Raw genomic sequence first — 16,944 nt, forward strand, 5'->3', positions numbered from 1 at the left:
TCTTCATAAAGTTGTGATTTGAATACACAACAATTTTTCTGAAAATAACTGATTAAATATCAGCAGACAAAAAATAAATTGCTGCATTAAAAACAACAAAAAGGCTTTGAATTTTAAAATAATGTAGATAAATAGCGACGATTTAAGCGAATAACCATACAAACCTCAAGTGGCATAGATAGTGCAAAAACGCATTTAACTCTGCAAATTTTTATGATGACGGAGCCATAACCTATCTAACTATTGGGGAATTAGTATGCGTTTTAGTAAAAAGCCCTTATCCATTATTTTGGGCAGCATTATCAGTTTTGGTTTTATCTCTGCAGATGTTTTTGCAGAAGGATCAAGCGATACAAACACATCGACAATTAATGATGAAACTACTCTCGCTGCGGCCGGAACAACAACAGAAAAAGCAAACACCAATCGCTTGGAAAATGTAGTGGTAACAGCTCAGCGCCGCAAAGAAAACATTCAACAGGTGCCCTCGGCAGTCAGCGTAATTAGCGGATCTAAACTAGTTAGCAGTGGCGTAGGCCGCACTGCTGCCGAAGTTACGCAATTAGTGCCCAACACATCAGCAGGGCAAAGTAATGGCCATAGTCGCCCACGCTGGTGGATTCGCGGTGTAGGCACAGGAACTCAGGGCTTGGATTCACCTAGCCCAGTGGGAATTTATTTGGATGATGTCTATATCAGCAACGTAAGTGCAACGGCATTTCCATTATTTGATTTGGAACGAGTTGAAGTATTGCGCGGCCCACAAGGAACCCTATGGGGAAAAAATACTACCGGAGGTGCGATCAACCTTATATCCCAAAAACCAAAATTTGAATCTGATGGTTATATCAAACTGGATCAAAGCAGTTATGACACCACCTTGATTCAAGGTGCAGCGGGCGGCGCAATTCAGGACGATACTCTCGCCGGCCGTATATCAATTCATCAAGAAACCAGCGATGGTGCTTTCAATAATAGTTTTACGGGCGAGAAAGATTTTTCCTATACCGACTCAGCTGCGCGAGTGCAATTACTGGCTCGTCCGCATGAAGATATAGAGGTTCTATTTAATGTGCACTATCGCAATTACAACACTGAAGGAGCCAATGCCACCGTCATAGGTACCGGAGCCAACGGTGCTTTTTGGACTAATGGAGCCACTTATATTCCCAATACTGATCGCGAAACCGTTTCCAGCAATGTCGAGCAATTTAATGACACCAAACAGGATGGTGCCGTTATTAATTTGAATTGGGCTCTGGGCGATGGCTATGAATTAACGTCCATCACTGCATATGAAGGTTATGAAAATGAAAGTATTTCCGATAGCGATAACACACCATTGGAAATTTCACGCGGTTACAGCAATGCAAAAACCAGCCAACGCTCACAGGAAATTCGTTTAGCTTCGCCAAAATTTGAAGAATACAATTGGGTATTGGGCGCGCATTATTTTGCGGATCGCATTGATTCAGACTCAGCCACTGCAACTCTGCCGACTGCACAAAAACCAACGGGTCGCGTTGACGCTTATGGCGATACATTTTATCGTCACGACAGTGAAAGCTATGCATTGTTCGGCAACCTGACTTACAACTTCACTGATCGTTTTTCATTGACTTCAGGTTTGCGCTGGTCAAATGAAGAAAAGTCGATTGATCTTTATTATTATCAAGCTTCACCTTCACCGGTCATATTTAGCGATCAAAACCGCTGGTGGGAGCCATCATCGATTTCATCCCCACTCGCTTTACGTGCACGTCAAGATGAAACCAACGATTGGAGTGACTGGACTTATGATCTGACACCCGCTTACGAACTAACGGACACATCGCGTCTATATGCACGTGTTGCCCGCGGTTTCCGTGGCGGTGGCTACAACAGTGCGCCACGCTCGCAAGATTCTACGAGTGTTTTAGACCCTGAATATTTAACATCATACGAGTTGGGTTATAAATCCGAATGGTTGGATGGGCAGTTATTATTCAATGCCAATCTGTTTACCTATGACTATGAAGATATTCAAATCAATGCAGTAGTACCCTCGCCTACAGGGCCATTATCGCAATTGCGTAATGCCGCAGAAGGCAAAGCACAGGGAGCAGAAGTTGAGTTTCAAGCATTGATTACATCCAACCTTCAAGTGCGCGCAGGTTTTGGATGGTTGGATACAGAATTCGATAATTTTAGCGATGCAAATGGCGACTACAAAGGTAACCGTTTTGTTCGCTCGCCGGAATTTTCCGGAGTACTTTCGATTGATTACCGCTACCCGCTTGAAAGTGGAGCTAGCCTGTCATTCACTACCGATTGGAATTATCAAAGCAAATACTATTTTTATACCAACAACCAAACCGATCCAAATTTATCGCAGGATGACTATGCTACTGGATCAGTGCGGACATCCTGGATATCACCGGATGAAAAAATCACTTTCACGCTGTATGTTGAAAATGTAAATGACGAGCTTTACAAACTTCATGCCCTACCACCTGCTGCAGGCGCAACGGGCAACACTGTGAACTGGTCAAAACCACGTAGCTACGGTGCATCACTAGTCACTCGTTTCTAATACAGAAATAAAAAACCGCAGCAACTTTTTGGTTACTGCGGTTTTTCTGGTTACTACGATTTTTATAGAAGGAAAAAAATATCAAGCAGAGAGGGATAGCGATGATTTTTCAGTGATGATCTGTGAACGCCCTCGCACCAATGGCAAGACTTCTTCACCCACACGATAAGCTTCTTCCAAATGTGAGGTGCTTGCCAGAATAAATGCATCTGCGCCCAGTGCAACTAAATCATCGAGACGTTTTGCGACTTGCTCATAACTGCCAACAATTCCCTGCCCTTGTCCACCGCGTAGCAAATTAAAGCCAGACCAAATATTAGGCTCCACAATTAAATCCTTGTAACTGTTAATCTGGCTTGGGCGGAATCCACTTTGGCGATTAACACCCACCGAATCGCCTTGGCGCGATAACTGCTGTTGGAACTGGGCCAATTGTATTGGATCTATATTTTCAAACCCGCGCCGCACTTCACGCCAAGCCTCTTCTTCGGTTGCCCGTGCAACAATATCCACCCGTACCGCACATTTTATTTTGCGCCCCAACTGATCTGTTTTGGCTTTCACGCGATCAAACTTTTCACGCAATTGCGCCAGAGGCTCCAACCAGGACAAATAATAATCTGCATGCTTTGAGGCGGAAATTAATGCAGCATCGGACGAGCCAGAGAAATAAATTTCCGGGAATTCTTCATGATTTAATGGGAATGGCAGCTGAGCATTTTCCACTTGATAAAATCGCCCCTTGTAATCAAACGGCTTACCTTTCCAAACTCCGCGTAAAATATCCAGAAACTCAGTAGTGCGCGTATAGCGATCATCGTGAGCAAAAGAATCTCCCCACCATAATTGAGCAGGGCCTCCACCACCGGTAATAATATTAAACAAGGCTCTACCACCGGTTGCACGCTGCAAACTGGCAGTCATACGCGCAGCCGTTACAGGGTTTAAAAAACCCGGCTGAAAGGCAATCATAAAACGAAAGCGACTGGTCTCCCGCGCAAGAAATGATGATATCGCCCAAGGCTCATCCGTCATTGGAAATGAAGGAATCAATCCGCCATGAAATCCTGAAATTTCAGCGGCGTGCGCAACCTCAGCAATATAATCAATGTAATTAAATCCATCGCTACCACCGCCAGCTAAGCCGGGATGACGAATATGGTCTTGCCCTTGATACCAATCACCACGATAAGGCAATCGTGAGCGATGTGAACTGGGTTCTCCATGCGTGGGAATACGCCAAAAAAAGTCGAGACTCATAAAAATTCCTCAAGTATTAAGGCAGCCTTAATTACGCTGCAACTACAGATTGGGTCGATTCTGAAAACGACTTTCGCAACGCAGGCAGCAAATGCTCTCCCACACGATAGGCTTCTTCCAAATGAGGGCTGGCGCCAAAAATAAAATTGCTAACACCCGCATTAACATAATCCAACAAACGCGCGTGAACCTGTTCATAGCTACCAACCAATGTGGCAGTAGCGCCGGTGTAGGCAGCGGGCAGCGACCAAAGCCCCGGTTCTAACAATTGCGCTTCACCGAGCTTAGCCTGCTGCCAAAAACGCTGCGCATCATTCAATGCTTCCGCCTCTGTTTCACGCACTAATAAATCAATACGCAAACCAATTGTCAAACTGCGCCCCTGAACTTTTGCCAGAGATTGCAGCTGTTCTATTGCCTCTTTTACCTGCGCGATTGGTGCTGCATCCAAAACATGTACATCTGCCTGACGCGCAGATAATTCATAAGCCGCAGCACTACTGCCATTTAGATAAATTTTCGGCACGGAGTTATTGCCCAGCGGCCCTTGAAAACCGCCATTCAGCACTTCAAAAAAACTCCCTTTAAAACTGAACGGCGATTGGGTGATAACACCCTTGGCCACTGTGAGAAATTCATCAATACGCGGCAGTAATTGATCATCTGCAACAAAGTCACCCAGCTGGCGTCGTTCATCCGTTGAACCACCGGGTGTTAGTTGCCATGCAAAACGCTGGTTACTAAAGCGTTGGTAACTAACTGCATTTTTTGCGGCGTAGACCGATGAACCACGCGAGGCTTCAAACTCTGTAATCAATTGCAAGTGCCGCGTATTTCGCGCCAAATAACCCGCAACAATCCACGAGTCATCCCCATTTGGATCATGAGGAATTTGAATTCCATCAAAACCGGTTAGATCGGCGGCACGCGCAATCTGCAAGAGATAATCAAAATAATTAAAACTGTTGCCGCGCGGATCAGTGACTTGCGGCCCATAAGGATAAGCATCATCGGGCAAACGCTCGGCACGCTTATAAAGGCGCGCATCCGCATAGCGGGAATCCCGCGCACCTGGTAATTGCCAAATAAATTCAATCGCCATATTCACTCCTAAAAATTAAGCTTTTCCATCCCGACGCCATTGCGCTAATAATTCATGCGCAGCTTCGAGAGGGCGATAATCAACCCAATCAGCAAAATCAAAATCATGCTCAATAAAGCCATGCAACCAAAGTGACTTTTTCTGCTGCTCTAAAAATGCCAACCGCTGCACTGACAAATCGGGATGCAATTTTTTATGGAACTCATCGCGATAGGCATCCACTACTGCGCTGCTACTACCAGATGTTTCCAACTCCAAAATTTTATTAACTTCCGTTTCATGAGTTGCCGCCCAATCGGCCACACGCAATGTTTGCGCAAGAAAACGAACCAACTCATCAAAATGATTTTCAATGAAATGTTCATGGACTGTAATTGGGCGCGGCGTACCATTATTAACCCGATATGCAGGATCACTAATTAAATCCAAATCAATCCCCACCACTACGCCAGCTGCACGTGCGGCATCCACAGCAGAGGCACCTTTTACATAGACCGCATCAACTTTTCCCTGCACCAGATAATCGATTCCTTTCCATAAATTTTGCACACCACTATGTTGCGCAATAACAACCTGATCTCGCGTTGGATTTTGGCGATTAGACGGCACTTCTACCAATTCAACATCATCGAATGTCAAACCAGCATAATGCAGCACGCCGCGATATCCCTGCAGCGACATACCACGGGCAATGCTAGTTCCACGTTGATGCGCAGGAAGTGGATGCTGATTCCAATCCGGTAGCGCAAGGCGTTTTCCCTTTAAATCTTTTGCTTCACGGATTTCAGAATCCGGGCGAACTAGTATCGCCTGACGTTCCTCAATCCAAGTCAACCCAATCAAACGTGTTGGCGCACCCTGAGCACGCGCTGCCAGAGCTAAAATATTTCCACCTTCACGAATAAGCGAAGGCAAATCATGATCATAGTGATGCCGGCTTAAATCACGATTTTCTTGCAGTGTATCCAGTGCAATACCATCTGCCGAAAATTCATCGCTCAACCATCCCAGCTTATAAGCCAAGCCCGTTGCGGTAGGCACTGGGCAGCGAGTAAACCAAATTTGTTTCAATGCGGCCGCCTGTAGAGGCTGACCAATGCTTACTGATGCAGTCATTAACAAACTCCTTGCAATTAAATTAATCAACAAATACAGACACTAAAAATTAAGCGGCAGATTTATCGCGATTAACAAAACCCATTCCCCACTGCTGCTCTAACACACCAGGGCCAAATTCTTTTGAACCACCCAAACTTTCTGCCACTGCTTGAAAGTAAGCGCCCTCTTCCAAAATCAAAATGTATTGGGATACCGGAATAATTTCCTTACCCCAAAAAGTGGCACCACCATTAGCCTCCAAAATTGCAGGCGTATTGGCATCCGTTTTAATGACTTCATTAATGAAAGCAGATTCACCACCACGGCGATCTATATAGATGGGTATTTCACGTGCGAGTGTGTGACGTTGCGATGGAGCATAAAGCAATGGCAGCACACGATGAGCACTAGCCCATGCACCTAAATAAGCACCATGAAAATGAATAACCACATTGACATCTGGATTTTGAATAAATACATCAGCGTAGCGCTTGCCCTGCCCGCCCGCTTTTTCATTACCAAGAATCACCTGCCCATCAAATGTTGCTACTGTTACTTTTAACTCAGTCTGTTCAGACCACAAATCAGGCGGATTCAACGCAACGATTTGATTCTTACCTGGAACACGAACATACGCCTGAAATGTTCTGGTAGCAGTGAGGGTATTGGTTTCAGTCAGTACTTTTAAGGAGATTGAAAATTCTTTTTTAAGCTGATCAACAAGACTCAAAAGCGAGAGATCATTTGATTGAACAAGAGACATAAACATTTCCTCGATTGAGATACACATTAAACTCAGGATTGAAATTTATCCTCTTTTGAATCTGCACGAGTTATGCCAGTCATATCTACTCAGCAATTCCGAACACTTAGCAAATTAATTCATCAATAAATGCTCATAAACAAACACTTTATTTCTATTGAATATTGGTTTTTCAACAGAGCAGCTTCGTTTTTTAGTTTTTAAAGTAAAGAAATTACGCCTGCGTATCACTTACATCTATGGCGCAAGTATTGCTAACTCCATAAACCGTCCATTTGATTACATGGACTAAAAACTACAACTACCGGGAAAAAGGCATGCAAGAAATTTCTAGAAAAAATCAGTTTTTCTTTTTATTTATTATTCTTTCAATGTGCAGCGGCATCACCATCGGCATGAACAAAATCCTGATTACGCTGCTTGGGTTATCGCTGCATTTAGAAAATTGGCAAATGGGGCTGATTAACGGCGCGGAAAGTTTTGCCATGGCACTGGCCACCCTCCCTGCTGGCTTGCTACTAGCCGCTTATAGCCCACGAGTAATTTACGCCATAGCAAGCCTGCTGTTAGTGATCATTTTCTTATGTATTGGGCAGATAAAATTCTGGTCTTTTCTACCAGCACTAATGACTATCGCGGGATTCTGTATTGCGTTTCGCATTGTGGCCATGAGCAGTAGTTTTATGCAGCGCTTACCGGAAATCGGCAAACAGTGGGCTGGTTGGTATAAAGGAAGCTTATCGCTGGGGATCATGGCGGTAGGGCCGCTACTTGGGCAATGGTTTGCCGACAACTTAACGTTAAATCAGGCGTTTTTTATATCTGCCAGCTTTTTTTCTGTCATGGCAATTCTGGGTTGGTTCACCTTACCTTCTGCACAACAAAAAAAATCCACTTCACGTTCAAATGGGTGGTTTGAAACCCTTTGGCAAAATCAATCTTTACGTCAAATTTGTATTTATGAAGCGTTTGGTAGTTGTATCGGCGCTTTTTTTGGCGCTTTCTTATTGGTCATTGTATTGCGCGAATATCAATGGCAGAGCAGTGATGGCGTTTTATTATTGGTTAGCTATGGCTGCGTATATGTCAGCCTGCTTCTAGGAGGAGGGAATCTACTGGTAAATTATTCTAGTGAGCGACTCTATTACATTAGCCACGCTGCATTGGTCGCTGGTGGGCTTTTACTGGCGTTTGCAGCTTCGCCAGAATTATTTTTTATTGGTGTTATATGTAATGGCATTGGCCTTGGCTTAAACAACTTAATTAACATGTCACGCATTGCCAATCTCAACCTGAACAAAAGCCATGCATCCGGCATACTAACCATGGGGCAAATGCTGGGAGGAACTTCTGGTGCAGTTTTGGGGGGTATGCTGGGTGATGTAATTGGCTTACAAAATGTGTTTATTGTATTGATTCTGCCGTGGATTTTTTTATTACTCACTTCAAAACAAAATAGCTCGACTGACGATAGTGCCGAATCAATACATTAACTCTAAAATTAGAAAAAAATAGCGGGACATGCCCGCTATTTTTATTTAACTCATTAAATTTTCAGGCCTTAGAATACCGCGATTGAAACCTCAGTAGACTTAATCAGCGCAACCACTTCCTTACCCACTACCAAACCCAAATCATCTACCGAGCGAGTAGTAATAACGGAAGTAACAATTCCAGCAGGTGTTTCAACATCCACTTCTGACACCACTGAACCGCGCACAATCTCCTTAATTTTTCCGTGAAATTGATTGCGTACATTAACTGCTTTAATTGACATAGAGATCACCTTTAAAAATATCGAATAACTAATCAAATAACTACCAAGATAGGCGAGCCTCGCCTAGTCGATTAAAATCCACAAATGTTTGATGAGTTCCCTTACTGGTATCTTCACCATTGATTTCTGCCAAAGCCAAACGTTTTACCGTATTAAATGGAGCACTATTTCTATCACGCGGATGCTCCCCTGCCCCAACCAGTATTCGTTTTATGCGCCCCGGATTTGGCTCCATTATCACAATGCGATCAGCTAAAAAAACCGCCTCCTCTACATCGTGCGTTACCAGCACCATCGTAATTTTTTCTTTGCGCCAAATCGCTTGCAGTTCCTGTTGCAGATAAGAACGGGTCATTGCATCCAAGGCACCAAAGGGTTCATCGAGTAACAGCACATCGGGGCGGTTCACTAATGCACGAGCAATAGCCACACGCTGCGACATCCCCCCTGACAACTGATGCGGCCAAGCTTGCTCAAAGCCTTTAAGACCCACCAATTCAATATGCTGCTGTACCAGATTCTTTTTTTCCGCCGCAGGGATACTGGCGTTTTTTAGCGCGATAGCAACATTGTCAAATACCGTCAACCAAGGTAGGAGCCGATGCTCTTGAAACACAATGCCGCATTTCAGACTGGGACCTTTAACCGACTCAGTGCCCAATGTAATCTCACCTGAATAAGCCACATCCAAACCGACCAATAAGCGCAGTAAAGTTGATTTCCCACAACCACTGCTACCCAAAATACTGACAAATTCACCTGTATGAACCGTCAGGTTTATTTCTTTCAACACTTCCAGATCTGCACCCTGATGATGGAATATTTTCCCGATATTTTTTAGTCGCAAAATGGAATCTGGAACAGCATGAACGCCCATTAGACCAACACCTCCGCAGGTTTTGTTGTTACTCTCTCGATACGCAGCCCCTGCTGCAAACGCAACACCTCGTCTATTGCCGCATCTACTCGCTCTAACACACCAGCATTATTCAAAGAATAACCATCAAAATCGGATGCTTGAGTATAAATTCCGGTAGGAACAGTGAAAGATCCAAGACTATTGAAAAGTGGGCGCAGATGGCTTTCCAGAATTAACGCATGATGTGCACTGCCACCGTTAGCTGCCAAAATAATCGCTTTCCCTTCAAGCGCCTTGCGCTCCACCAAATCAAATACATGTTTAAACAAGCCAGGATATGCAGCTCGGTACACCGGCGAGGCAACCACTAGAACATCAGCGGCCTCTATGTGTTCAAGCACTAATTTCAATTCCGATGGCAAATGTTGACGATACAAAGCCCCACCAAAACCTGTTGCAATCTGAGCTAAATCAATCACCTCGGCATCAACGTCAACTCTGCTAGCAAAACGCTCTACAATCGCATTAACTAATCCATGAGTTTTTGACGGCACACTTAATCCACCAGAAAAACCTAATACACGCATCGCAAACCTCCACCAAATTTCGTTTTATAAAAACAACTGTAAAATCAGTAGGAGCAATTGTTGTGCCACTGAAAAAAGCCTATAACACATGCAGCACATCGCTTTTCAATAAAAAGTTTGTCTAAAAACAAGCAGTAAAAATTTTTAAATGTGCAGAATTAAACAGCCCATTTAAAAATCGATACGTATTTATTTTTCATTTAAATAAGATGTAGAAGCACAGAGAACACTCGATGCTTGCGGTTATTAATCAGGGAGAATAGCGCCCATTTCGTCACGAGATATACCGCTAAGATGGCGTGTAATATTTGGAGCAGGATCGCCAAACGAAAGGAAAGGAAAGGAAAGGAAAGGAAAAGCAGAAATAAGGTAGGACAATGATGGCATTCCCAAATAGAGCACCACTGTATATTGCCAATTTATTGCCAAACAAATAAAAAGGGCTTAACCCTTTCGGGAAAAGCCCTTTAAATTCAATATGTTTTGGTAGGACTAAGCAGACTCGAACTGCTGACCCCCACCATGTCAAGGTGGTGCTCTAACCAACTGAGCTATAGTCCTAGAATATTACCCTTTCGGGTGACAGGGCGCGCACTTTACCAAGGCACAACATCAAGGACAAGACCTAAAAACCATTTTTTTAGATCCTGCCCTTGGTGCAGCTTAATAATCGCCCAAACCGCGTGCAAGATCAGCTTTCAAATCAGCAATATTTTCCAAGCCAACGGCAATACGAATCAGGTTTTCGGTAATACCTGCGTCGGCTTTTTGCTCGGGAGATAAACGACCGTGAGTTGTCGTTGCCGGATGAACGATAGTGGTTTTGGTATCGCCCAAATTAGCCGTTAAGGACATGATCCGAGTTGCATCAATTACCTTCCAAGCTTCATCGCGCCCACCTTTCACGCGAAAAGACAAAACCCCACCGAACGCTGACTGCTGTTTAGCCGCAAGCTCATGCCCTACATGCGAAGGAAGCCCGGCATAGAAAACTTTTTCTACCGCTGGATGAGCATGCAGCCATTGAGCAAGCGCCAAGGCATTGCGTGAATGTGCTTCCATCCGCAAGCGCAAAGTTTCCAAACCTTTTAAGAACACCCATGCATTGAATGCACTTAATGTTGGGCCAGCGCTGCGAATAAAACCAAGCACTTCATCAACCAACACTTTTGCACCAGCAACCACTCCACCCAAACAACGACCTTGACCATCGATGTATTTAGTTGCCGAATGGATAATTAAATCCGCACCAAACTTCAATGGCTGTTGTAACGCGGGAGTGCAAAAACAGTTATCAACGGCTAGCAATGCACCGCGTGCGTGAGCCAGATCTGCCAAACGCTGAATATCAATCACGTCACACAGCGGATTCGACGGAGTCTCAACAAATACCAATTTGGTATTTTCAGTAAAACCTGCTTCCCACTGTGCAAAATCAGTTGGATTAACAAAGGTAGTTGTCACACCAAATTTTTGTAGATATTTAGTGAACAATACCGTGGTCGTTCCAAATACACTGCGCGAACATAAAATGTGATCGCCCGATTTCAACAGCGCAATACAAGTCGACAAAATAGCGGCCATACCCGATGAAGTAGCCACTGCCGACTCTGCACCCTCAAGTGCAGCAATGCGCTCTTCAAATGTGCGCACTGTCGGGTTGGTGTAGCGTGAATAAACATTACCCGGCTGATTGCCCGCAAAACGGTCTGCAGCTTCCTGAGCACTGCCAAACACATAACTGGAAGTTAGAAACAAAGCCTCGCTGTGCTCACCTTCGTGCGAACGTGTTTGCCCCGCACGAATCGCAAGCGTATCCAATGCAGCACCGAATAATGGATCAATCAGTTGTTCGTCAAAATTATCCATATCATTTGCTCAATAACGTTTCTGATTTGTTAGCCTAGCGCATTAACCGCGAGCGGCACCGTTGTGCAAACCAATTGGCAACTCCATTTGCTTAGTTGTCTTTGTGCCAGATTTTGCACTGTCATTTCGTGCAGCGGCCACTTTCTCTAAGTACTCTGCAGTTACATCGCCAGCGCAATATTCGCCATTAAATACCGCGCAATCGAATTCAGTTACTTCGGTATTACCTTCCGCAGAAGCAGCGATCAAATCTGTCAAATCCTGGTACACCAACCAGTCAGCGCCAATTTCACTGCAAACTTCGTCTTCAGTGCGGCCGTGAGCAATCAACTCAGCTGTAGTAGGCATATCAATACCGTACACATTCGGATATTTCACCGCTGGCGCAGCTGAAGCGAAGTAAACTTTCTTAGCACCGACATCACGCACCATTTGAATAATTTGTTGGCAGGTGGTGCCGCGCACAATTGAGTCATCCACCAGCAGCACTACTTTATCTCTAAATTCCAACTCAATTGGGTTGAGTTTTTGGCGCACTGACTTTTTACGCTGTTGCTGGCCGGGCATAATAAATGTGCGGCCGATATAGCGATTTTTTACCAAACCTTCACGGAATTTCACACCCAGTTTTTGCGCCAATGCCTGACCTGCAACGCGACTGGTATCCGGAATTGGGATAACCACATCAATGTCATGATTTGGGCGCTCACGAAGAATTTTTTCTGCCAGCTTTTCTCCTTGGCGCAAACGCGCTTTGTAAACCGAAATACCATCCATGATGGAATCAGGACGCGCAAAATAAACGTGCTCAAAAATACAGGGGGTCAAACGCGGTGATTTTGCACATTGACGCGAATGCAATTCGCCATCTTCAGTGATGTAAATCGCCTCACCCGGCGCAACATCGCCAATCAGCTCAAAACCCAATACGTCGAGCGCAACACTTTCCGACGCAACCATATATTCATAACCGTCCTCTTCCGAATAACGCTTACCGTATACGAGAGGACGAATACCGTTAGGGTCGCGGAAGGCAACCAATCCGTAATTTGCAATCAGCGCTACTACGGCATAACCGCCAGTAACACGATTATGCACACCGGTAACCGCGGCAAACATATCATCTGCAGTTGGAGTTAATTTCCCCTGCATTTGCAATTCATGTGCGAATACATTGAGCAGTACTTCTGAATCCGAATCAGTATTCACATGGCGCAGGTCAGTTTTGAAGATATCTTCACTGAGTTTGTCGGCATTGGTCAGATTACCGTTATGCGCCATCGCAATCCCGTAAGGCGAGTTCACATAAAACGGCTGGGCGAGTGCTGGACCTGAACTACCCGCAGTTGGATAGCGAACATGGCCAATCCCGGTGGTGCCGAGCAAACGCTGCATATGGCGAGTTCTGAATACGTCTTGCACCAGGCCATTCGCCTTTTGCTGGCTCATGCGTCCGTCCTGACAGGTCACCATTCCCGCCGCGTCCTGTCCACGGTGCTGCAAGATGGTCAACGCATCGTAAAGCTGCACATTCACATCGCGTTTACTCACAATACCTACAATGCCGCACATAAGATTGCCTCAATAACAGTTAACAACGTTAAACTTTTTGTTCGCTTTCGACACTGCCAAACAAGCCCATTAGCCATTGGCTGATCTGGTCATAAGCGGTTCTAACCCACTCCTCACAATCGAGGAAATGGGGAATGAATTTTGATTGTTGCCACCACTCGTCTTCGTTGACGGGGAGAAATCCGGGCAAAAGAATCAGTATTGCCATCACCACAATAAATGCGCGCGCAGCACCAAATACCATTCCCAAGAGACGATCAGTGCCAGATAAGCCAGTGGCACGCACTAAAGCACCAATGAGATAACTCAGCATGGCGCCCAGCAATAGAGTTGCAATAAAGAGTACGGCATAGGCCGTCATTAATCGCACAGAGGGTGATTCAATTTGGTCGAGCAACAAGATTTCAAGTTGCGAGCCGAAGACCTTGGCCACGAGAACCGCCGCAATCCAGATAACCAGAGACAAGGCTTCACGCACAAAACCACGAATCAAACCGATCAAACAGGACAGGGAAAAAATCCCGATTATGGCCCAATCAGCCCAGTTCATTCGCGCGCCCACTCCAAAATCATTGCCGGGAGGTTTACAGAGGCGCGCATTCTATCAGAGGCACGTGAATATGGCTTTAGGGTTTGAAGGGTAAAACAAGCGAATTCACTTTCAATTGCTTGTCCAATTGAGACTTGATCGCAAGCGCTTGAGTTTTATCCTGCTTGGGGCCGATAAACACACGATAAATAGTTGTCGCACCCGGCACCGAGCGTACATAGGCCTTATGTCCTTCAGCCTGCAATTGATCGCGCAACTTATTCGCTCCCGCCTGCGAACTCAAACTTGCCACCTGAACCACCCAGGCATCAGGCAACCCTTGTGCATTGAGAGGCAAAGCTGGAACCGCGGGTTCAATAGCCGCAGAAGATGTTTGTACAGAGGATTGTAGCGCCACGCTTGATGCTGCAGATTGAACAACAGGCGCCGCTTGAACCACAGTTTCAGATTTAATCGCTTCAGTTTCACCTGCTTCAGGGACAAACATAGTTTCTGGAGCTGGGGCTGGCTCTATATCATCCGGGCGGGTGGGCTCATTAAAATCAACCGCCGTTATACTTGGGCGACCGGGAATATGGGAATTGGTATCTACCTGATATTGCTGGCGATCTTTAAAAAAACTGGGCAGAAACAATACTGCGATAGCAGCTAAAACAGCTGCACCAATCAATCGATGTTTTACGGATTCTCTCACCTAAAACCTCTACGTTTACGCCCAAATCAATAGATAGGAATACAACATCGCAACTAGACCTTTGCCAGCGCCTGCAAGCCAGCAGCTACCGTGAAGAATGAGCCAAAAACCAAAATACATTCTCCGGGAGCCGAGTTCTGATACGCAGCATTTAAACACTCAGCCACACTACCGGAAAACTGAATATCCGTATCATCTGCATCTAAATCGACTAAATTCTGGCGCAGCTGTTCGACGCTCGCGGCACGTGGAATAAAAGACAGGTCCGCCAGATACCAAGAGCCGACCTGCCCTTTGAGATTTGCCAAACTTTGCGCGCGATCCTTATCTGCCATCATCGCCACTACACCATGAACTTTGGTGCGAGGATCGGTCATTTGCTCTAATCGCTCAACCAGATACTCAGTAGCAGCAGGGTTATGCGCCACATCGAGAATTACCTGACGATCACGCCACTGTAGAATTTGAAATCGCCCAGGAACACGCAAGGCCGCAATACAGTTAAACGCATTTAAAGCACGAAGATTCAAACCAAGAATCACAGCGACTTGCAGTGCAGCAGCCAAACTGGGAAGTGGCAGATGAGGAAGTGGTTGCGAGGCAAACTTTTCACCTTTACCCCACCAACTCCAATTTGAATTATCAATAACTGAATAACTAAAATCCCGCTCGATTAAATACAAAGGTGCAGAGAGTTTTTCTGCATGTTCCAACACCGACTGAGGCGGTGAAAAATCGGCGCAGACAACTGGCGTTTGGCTGCGCATAATGCCCGCTTTTTCGAATCCAATCGCTTCGCGGGTATCACCCAACCAATCGGTATGATCCAGTGCAATACTGGTAATCACAGCAACATCTGCATCGATAATATTGATCGCATCCAAGCGCCCACCCAAACCAACCTCAAGCACCATTGCAGTGACTTGGCGGCGACGAAAAACCTCCAACGCAGCCAAGGTGCCGTATTCAAAATAAGTGAGACTTATAGGAGCAGGAAAATCGGGAGAGGTTTGCTGACTGGCAGCGAAGATGGTTTCAAACGCAGAGCAGATTTCGTCGTCAGCGACAGGCTTTCCATCAACAACGATTCGCTCATTGTAGTGAAGCAGATGTGGCGACGTATAAACACCAACAGAAAACCCAGCTGCACCCAGCAAAGAAGCTGTTGCAGTGACACAAGAACCCTTTCCATTGGTTCCAGCAACAGTCACCACTTTCGCAGCAGGTTTTAATAATGCCATTCGCTCTGCAACGCGAGTGATGCGCTCAAGACCTAATTCGATCTCGGTTGGATGGTTTTTTTCCAACCAATCCAACCAAGCAGGTAACGAATGTAATTGCATAGCTATGACAAATGAAGATTTCAGTTATACAGCAGCTTTACGCATAAATTTCGCAAGCAAAGACGCCAGTTTGTCACGCATATCACGACGGTGAATAATCATATCGATAGCGCCGTGCTCCAACAAAAACTCAGCGCGCTGAAAACCTTTAGGCAATTTTTGGCGAATGGTTTGCTCAATAATGCTCGGGCCAGCAAAACCAGCACGCGAACCAGGCTCACAAATATTCAAATCACCCAGCAGTGCAAGACTTGCAGAAACACCACCGTAAACCGGATCGGTCATTACCGAAATATAGGGAGTGCCTTGCATTTTCAAACGCTCAATTACCGCACTGGTTTTGGCCATTTGCATCAGCGAGATCAACGCTTCTTGCATACGTGCGCCACCGGTTGCCGAGAAGCAAACAAACGGAATATTTTCTTTCAACGCAATAGTGGCAGCACGAGTAAAACGCTCACCAACCACATACCCCATAGAACCACCATGGAATGCAAATTCAAAGGCTACCGCAACAACGGGCATACCTTTTAATTCACCGCGCATCGCAACCAGCGCATCTTTTTCGCCAGTTTCTTTTTGCGCTGCGGTAAGACGATCTTTATATTTTTTGACATCTTTAAATTTCAGGCGATCAATTGGCTCAACATCGGTAGCCAATTCCTGACGATTTTGCGGATCCAAAAACATGTTCAGACGCGCACGAGCACCAACGCGCATGTGATGATCACACTTTGGACAAACATCGAATGTTTTTTCCAATTCGGGTTTATATAAAACTGCATCGCACTTAGCGCACTTTTCCCACAACCCTTCAGGTATTTTGTTACTACGCTTGGTATCAGTGCGGGACACGCTTGGAATAATTTTATCTAACCAACTCATGGTTGCTTCTCTG

At 45.4% G+C, this 16,944-nt stretch carries 15 protein-coding genes and 1 tRNA gene; 2 read left to right on the forward strand and 14 right to left on the reverse strand.

Annotation, left to right across the window (positions count from 1 at the left end; all coding sequences use genetic code 11):
• The first annotated feature begins 256 nt into the window (after positions 1-256).
• Positions 257-2,572: a TonB-dependent receptor gene (locus SPL68_RS11975; RefSeq protein ID WP_323815396.1), complete on the forward strand. Its 2,316-nt coding sequence runs from the start codon at positions 257-259 to the stop codon at positions 2,570-2,572.
• Positions 2,573-2,653: 81 nt separating this feature from the next.
• Here the strand turns inward: SPL68_RS11975 and SPL68_RS11980 are convergent, their stop codons facing one another.
• From SPL68_RS11980 to SPL68_RS11995, 4 genes are read right to left on the reverse strand one after another with little or no spacing between them, the layout of a single operon-like run.
• Positions 2,654-3,832, reverse strand: coding sequence for an LLM class flavin-dependent oxidoreductase (locus SPL68_RS11980; protein WP_323815397.1), 1,179 nt, complete (start codon positions 3,830-3,832; stop codon positions 2,654-2,656).
• 31 nt (positions 3,833-3,863) lie between these two features.
• The gene (locus tag SPL68_RS11985) at positions 3,864-4,934 is read right to left on the reverse strand and encodes an LLM class flavin-dependent oxidoreductase (protein ID WP_323815398.1); all 1,071 of its coding nucleotides are present in this window, start codon (positions 4,932-4,934) and stop codon (positions 3,864-3,866) included.
• A 15-nt stretch (positions 4,935-4,949) separates the two neighbouring features.
• Positions 4,950-6,050: an ABC transporter substrate-binding protein gene (locus SPL68_RS11990; RefSeq protein WP_323815399.1), complete on the reverse strand. Its 1,101-nt coding sequence runs from the start codon at positions 6,048-6,050 to the stop codon at positions 4,950-4,952.
• A 49-nt stretch (positions 6,051-6,099) separates the two neighbouring features.
• Positions 6,100-6,795 (reverse strand): class II aldolase/adducin family protein, encoded by a 696-nt coding sequence (locus tag SPL68_RS11995; protein ID WP_323815400.1) that lies wholly within the window; start codon positions 6,793-6,795, stop codon positions 6,100-6,102.
• 317 nt (positions 6,796-7,112) lie between these two features.
• Here SPL68_RS11995 and SPL68_RS12000 point away from each other — a divergent pair, with 317 nt between their 5' ends.
• Positions 7,113-8,288, forward strand: a complete 1,176-nt coding sequence (locus SPL68_RS12000; protein ID WP_323815401.1) for an MFS transporter — start codon at positions 7,113-7,115, stop codon at positions 8,286-8,288.
• A gap of 68 nt (positions 8,289-8,356) precedes the next feature.
• On the opposite strand, the gene SPL68_RS12005 is transcribed toward SPL68_RS12000, so the two are convergent.
• From SPL68_RS12005 to accD, 10 genes are all read right to left on the reverse strand, one after another.
• Positions 8,357-8,572 carry a TOBE domain-containing protein gene (locus SPL68_RS12005; RefSeq protein ID WP_323815402.1) on the reverse strand — a complete coding sequence of 72 codons (216 nt, stop codon included), beginning with the start codon at positions 8,570-8,572 and terminating at the stop codon, positions 8,357-8,359.
• 40 nt (positions 8,573-8,612) lie between these two features.
• Positions 8,613-9,449 (reverse strand): ABC transporter ATP-binding protein, encoded by an 837-nt coding sequence (locus SPL68_RS12010; protein ID WP_323815403.1) that lies wholly within the window; start codon positions 9,447-9,449, stop codon positions 8,613-8,615.
• Entirely contained in the window at positions 9,449-10,018 is a 570-nt protein-coding gene (locus SPL68_RS12015; protein ID WP_323815404.1) for an NAD(P)H-dependent oxidoreductase, read from the reverse strand. Before SPL68_RS12015 ends, SPL68_RS12010 begins: the two co-directional genes overlap by 1 nt.
• Before the next feature lie 484 nt (positions 10,019-10,502).
• Positions 10,503-10,579 (reverse strand) — tRNA-Val (locus SPL68_RS12020).
• A 102-nt stretch (positions 10,580-10,681) separates the two neighbouring features.
• Entirely contained in the window at positions 10,682-11,887 is a 1,206-nt protein-coding gene (locus SPL68_RS12025) for an O-succinylhomoserine sulfhydrylase (protein WP_323815405.1), read from the reverse strand.
• 42 nt (positions 11,888-11,929) lie between these two features.
• Entirely contained in the window at positions 11,930-13,459 is a 1,530-nt protein-coding gene (gene purF, locus SPL68_RS12030; RefSeq protein ID WP_323815406.1) for an amidophosphoribosyltransferase, read from the reverse strand.
• A 28-nt stretch (positions 13,460-13,487) separates the two neighbouring features.
• The gene (locus SPL68_RS12035) at positions 13,488-14,009 is read right to left on the reverse strand and encodes a CvpA family protein (RefSeq protein WP_323815407.1); all 522 of its coding nucleotides are present in this window, start codon (positions 14,007-14,009) and stop codon (positions 13,488-13,490) included.
• Between the two features lie 76 nt (positions 14,010-14,085).
• The gene (locus SPL68_RS12040; RefSeq protein WP_323815408.1) at positions 14,086-14,703 is read right to left on the reverse strand and encodes an SPOR domain-containing protein; all 618 of its coding nucleotides are present in this window, start codon (positions 14,701-14,703) and stop codon (positions 14,086-14,088) included.
• A gap of 53 nt (positions 14,704-14,756) precedes the next feature.
• Positions 14,757-16,046 carry a bifunctional tetrahydrofolate synthase/dihydrofolate synthase gene (gene folC, locus SPL68_RS12045; protein ID WP_323815409.1) on the reverse strand — a complete coding sequence of 430 codons (1,290 nt, stop codon included), beginning with the start codon at positions 16,044-16,046 and terminating at the stop codon, positions 14,757-14,759.
• Between the two features lie 24 nt (positions 16,047-16,070).
• Positions 16,071-16,931 carry an acetyl-CoA carboxylase, carboxyltransferase subunit beta gene (gene accD, locus SPL68_RS12050; RefSeq protein ID WP_323815410.1) on the reverse strand — a complete coding sequence of 287 codons (861 nt, stop codon included), beginning with the start codon at positions 16,929-16,931 and terminating at the stop codon, positions 16,071-16,073.
• Between the last annotated feature and the right edge of the window lie 13 nt (positions 16,932-16,944).

Origin of the sequence: Cellvibrio chitinivorans (genome assembly GCF_035117775.1) — a bacterium.
Classification (GTDB): domain Bacteria; phylum Pseudomonadota; class Gammaproteobacteria; order Pseudomonadales; family Cellvibrionaceae; genus Cellvibrio; species Cellvibrio chitinivorans.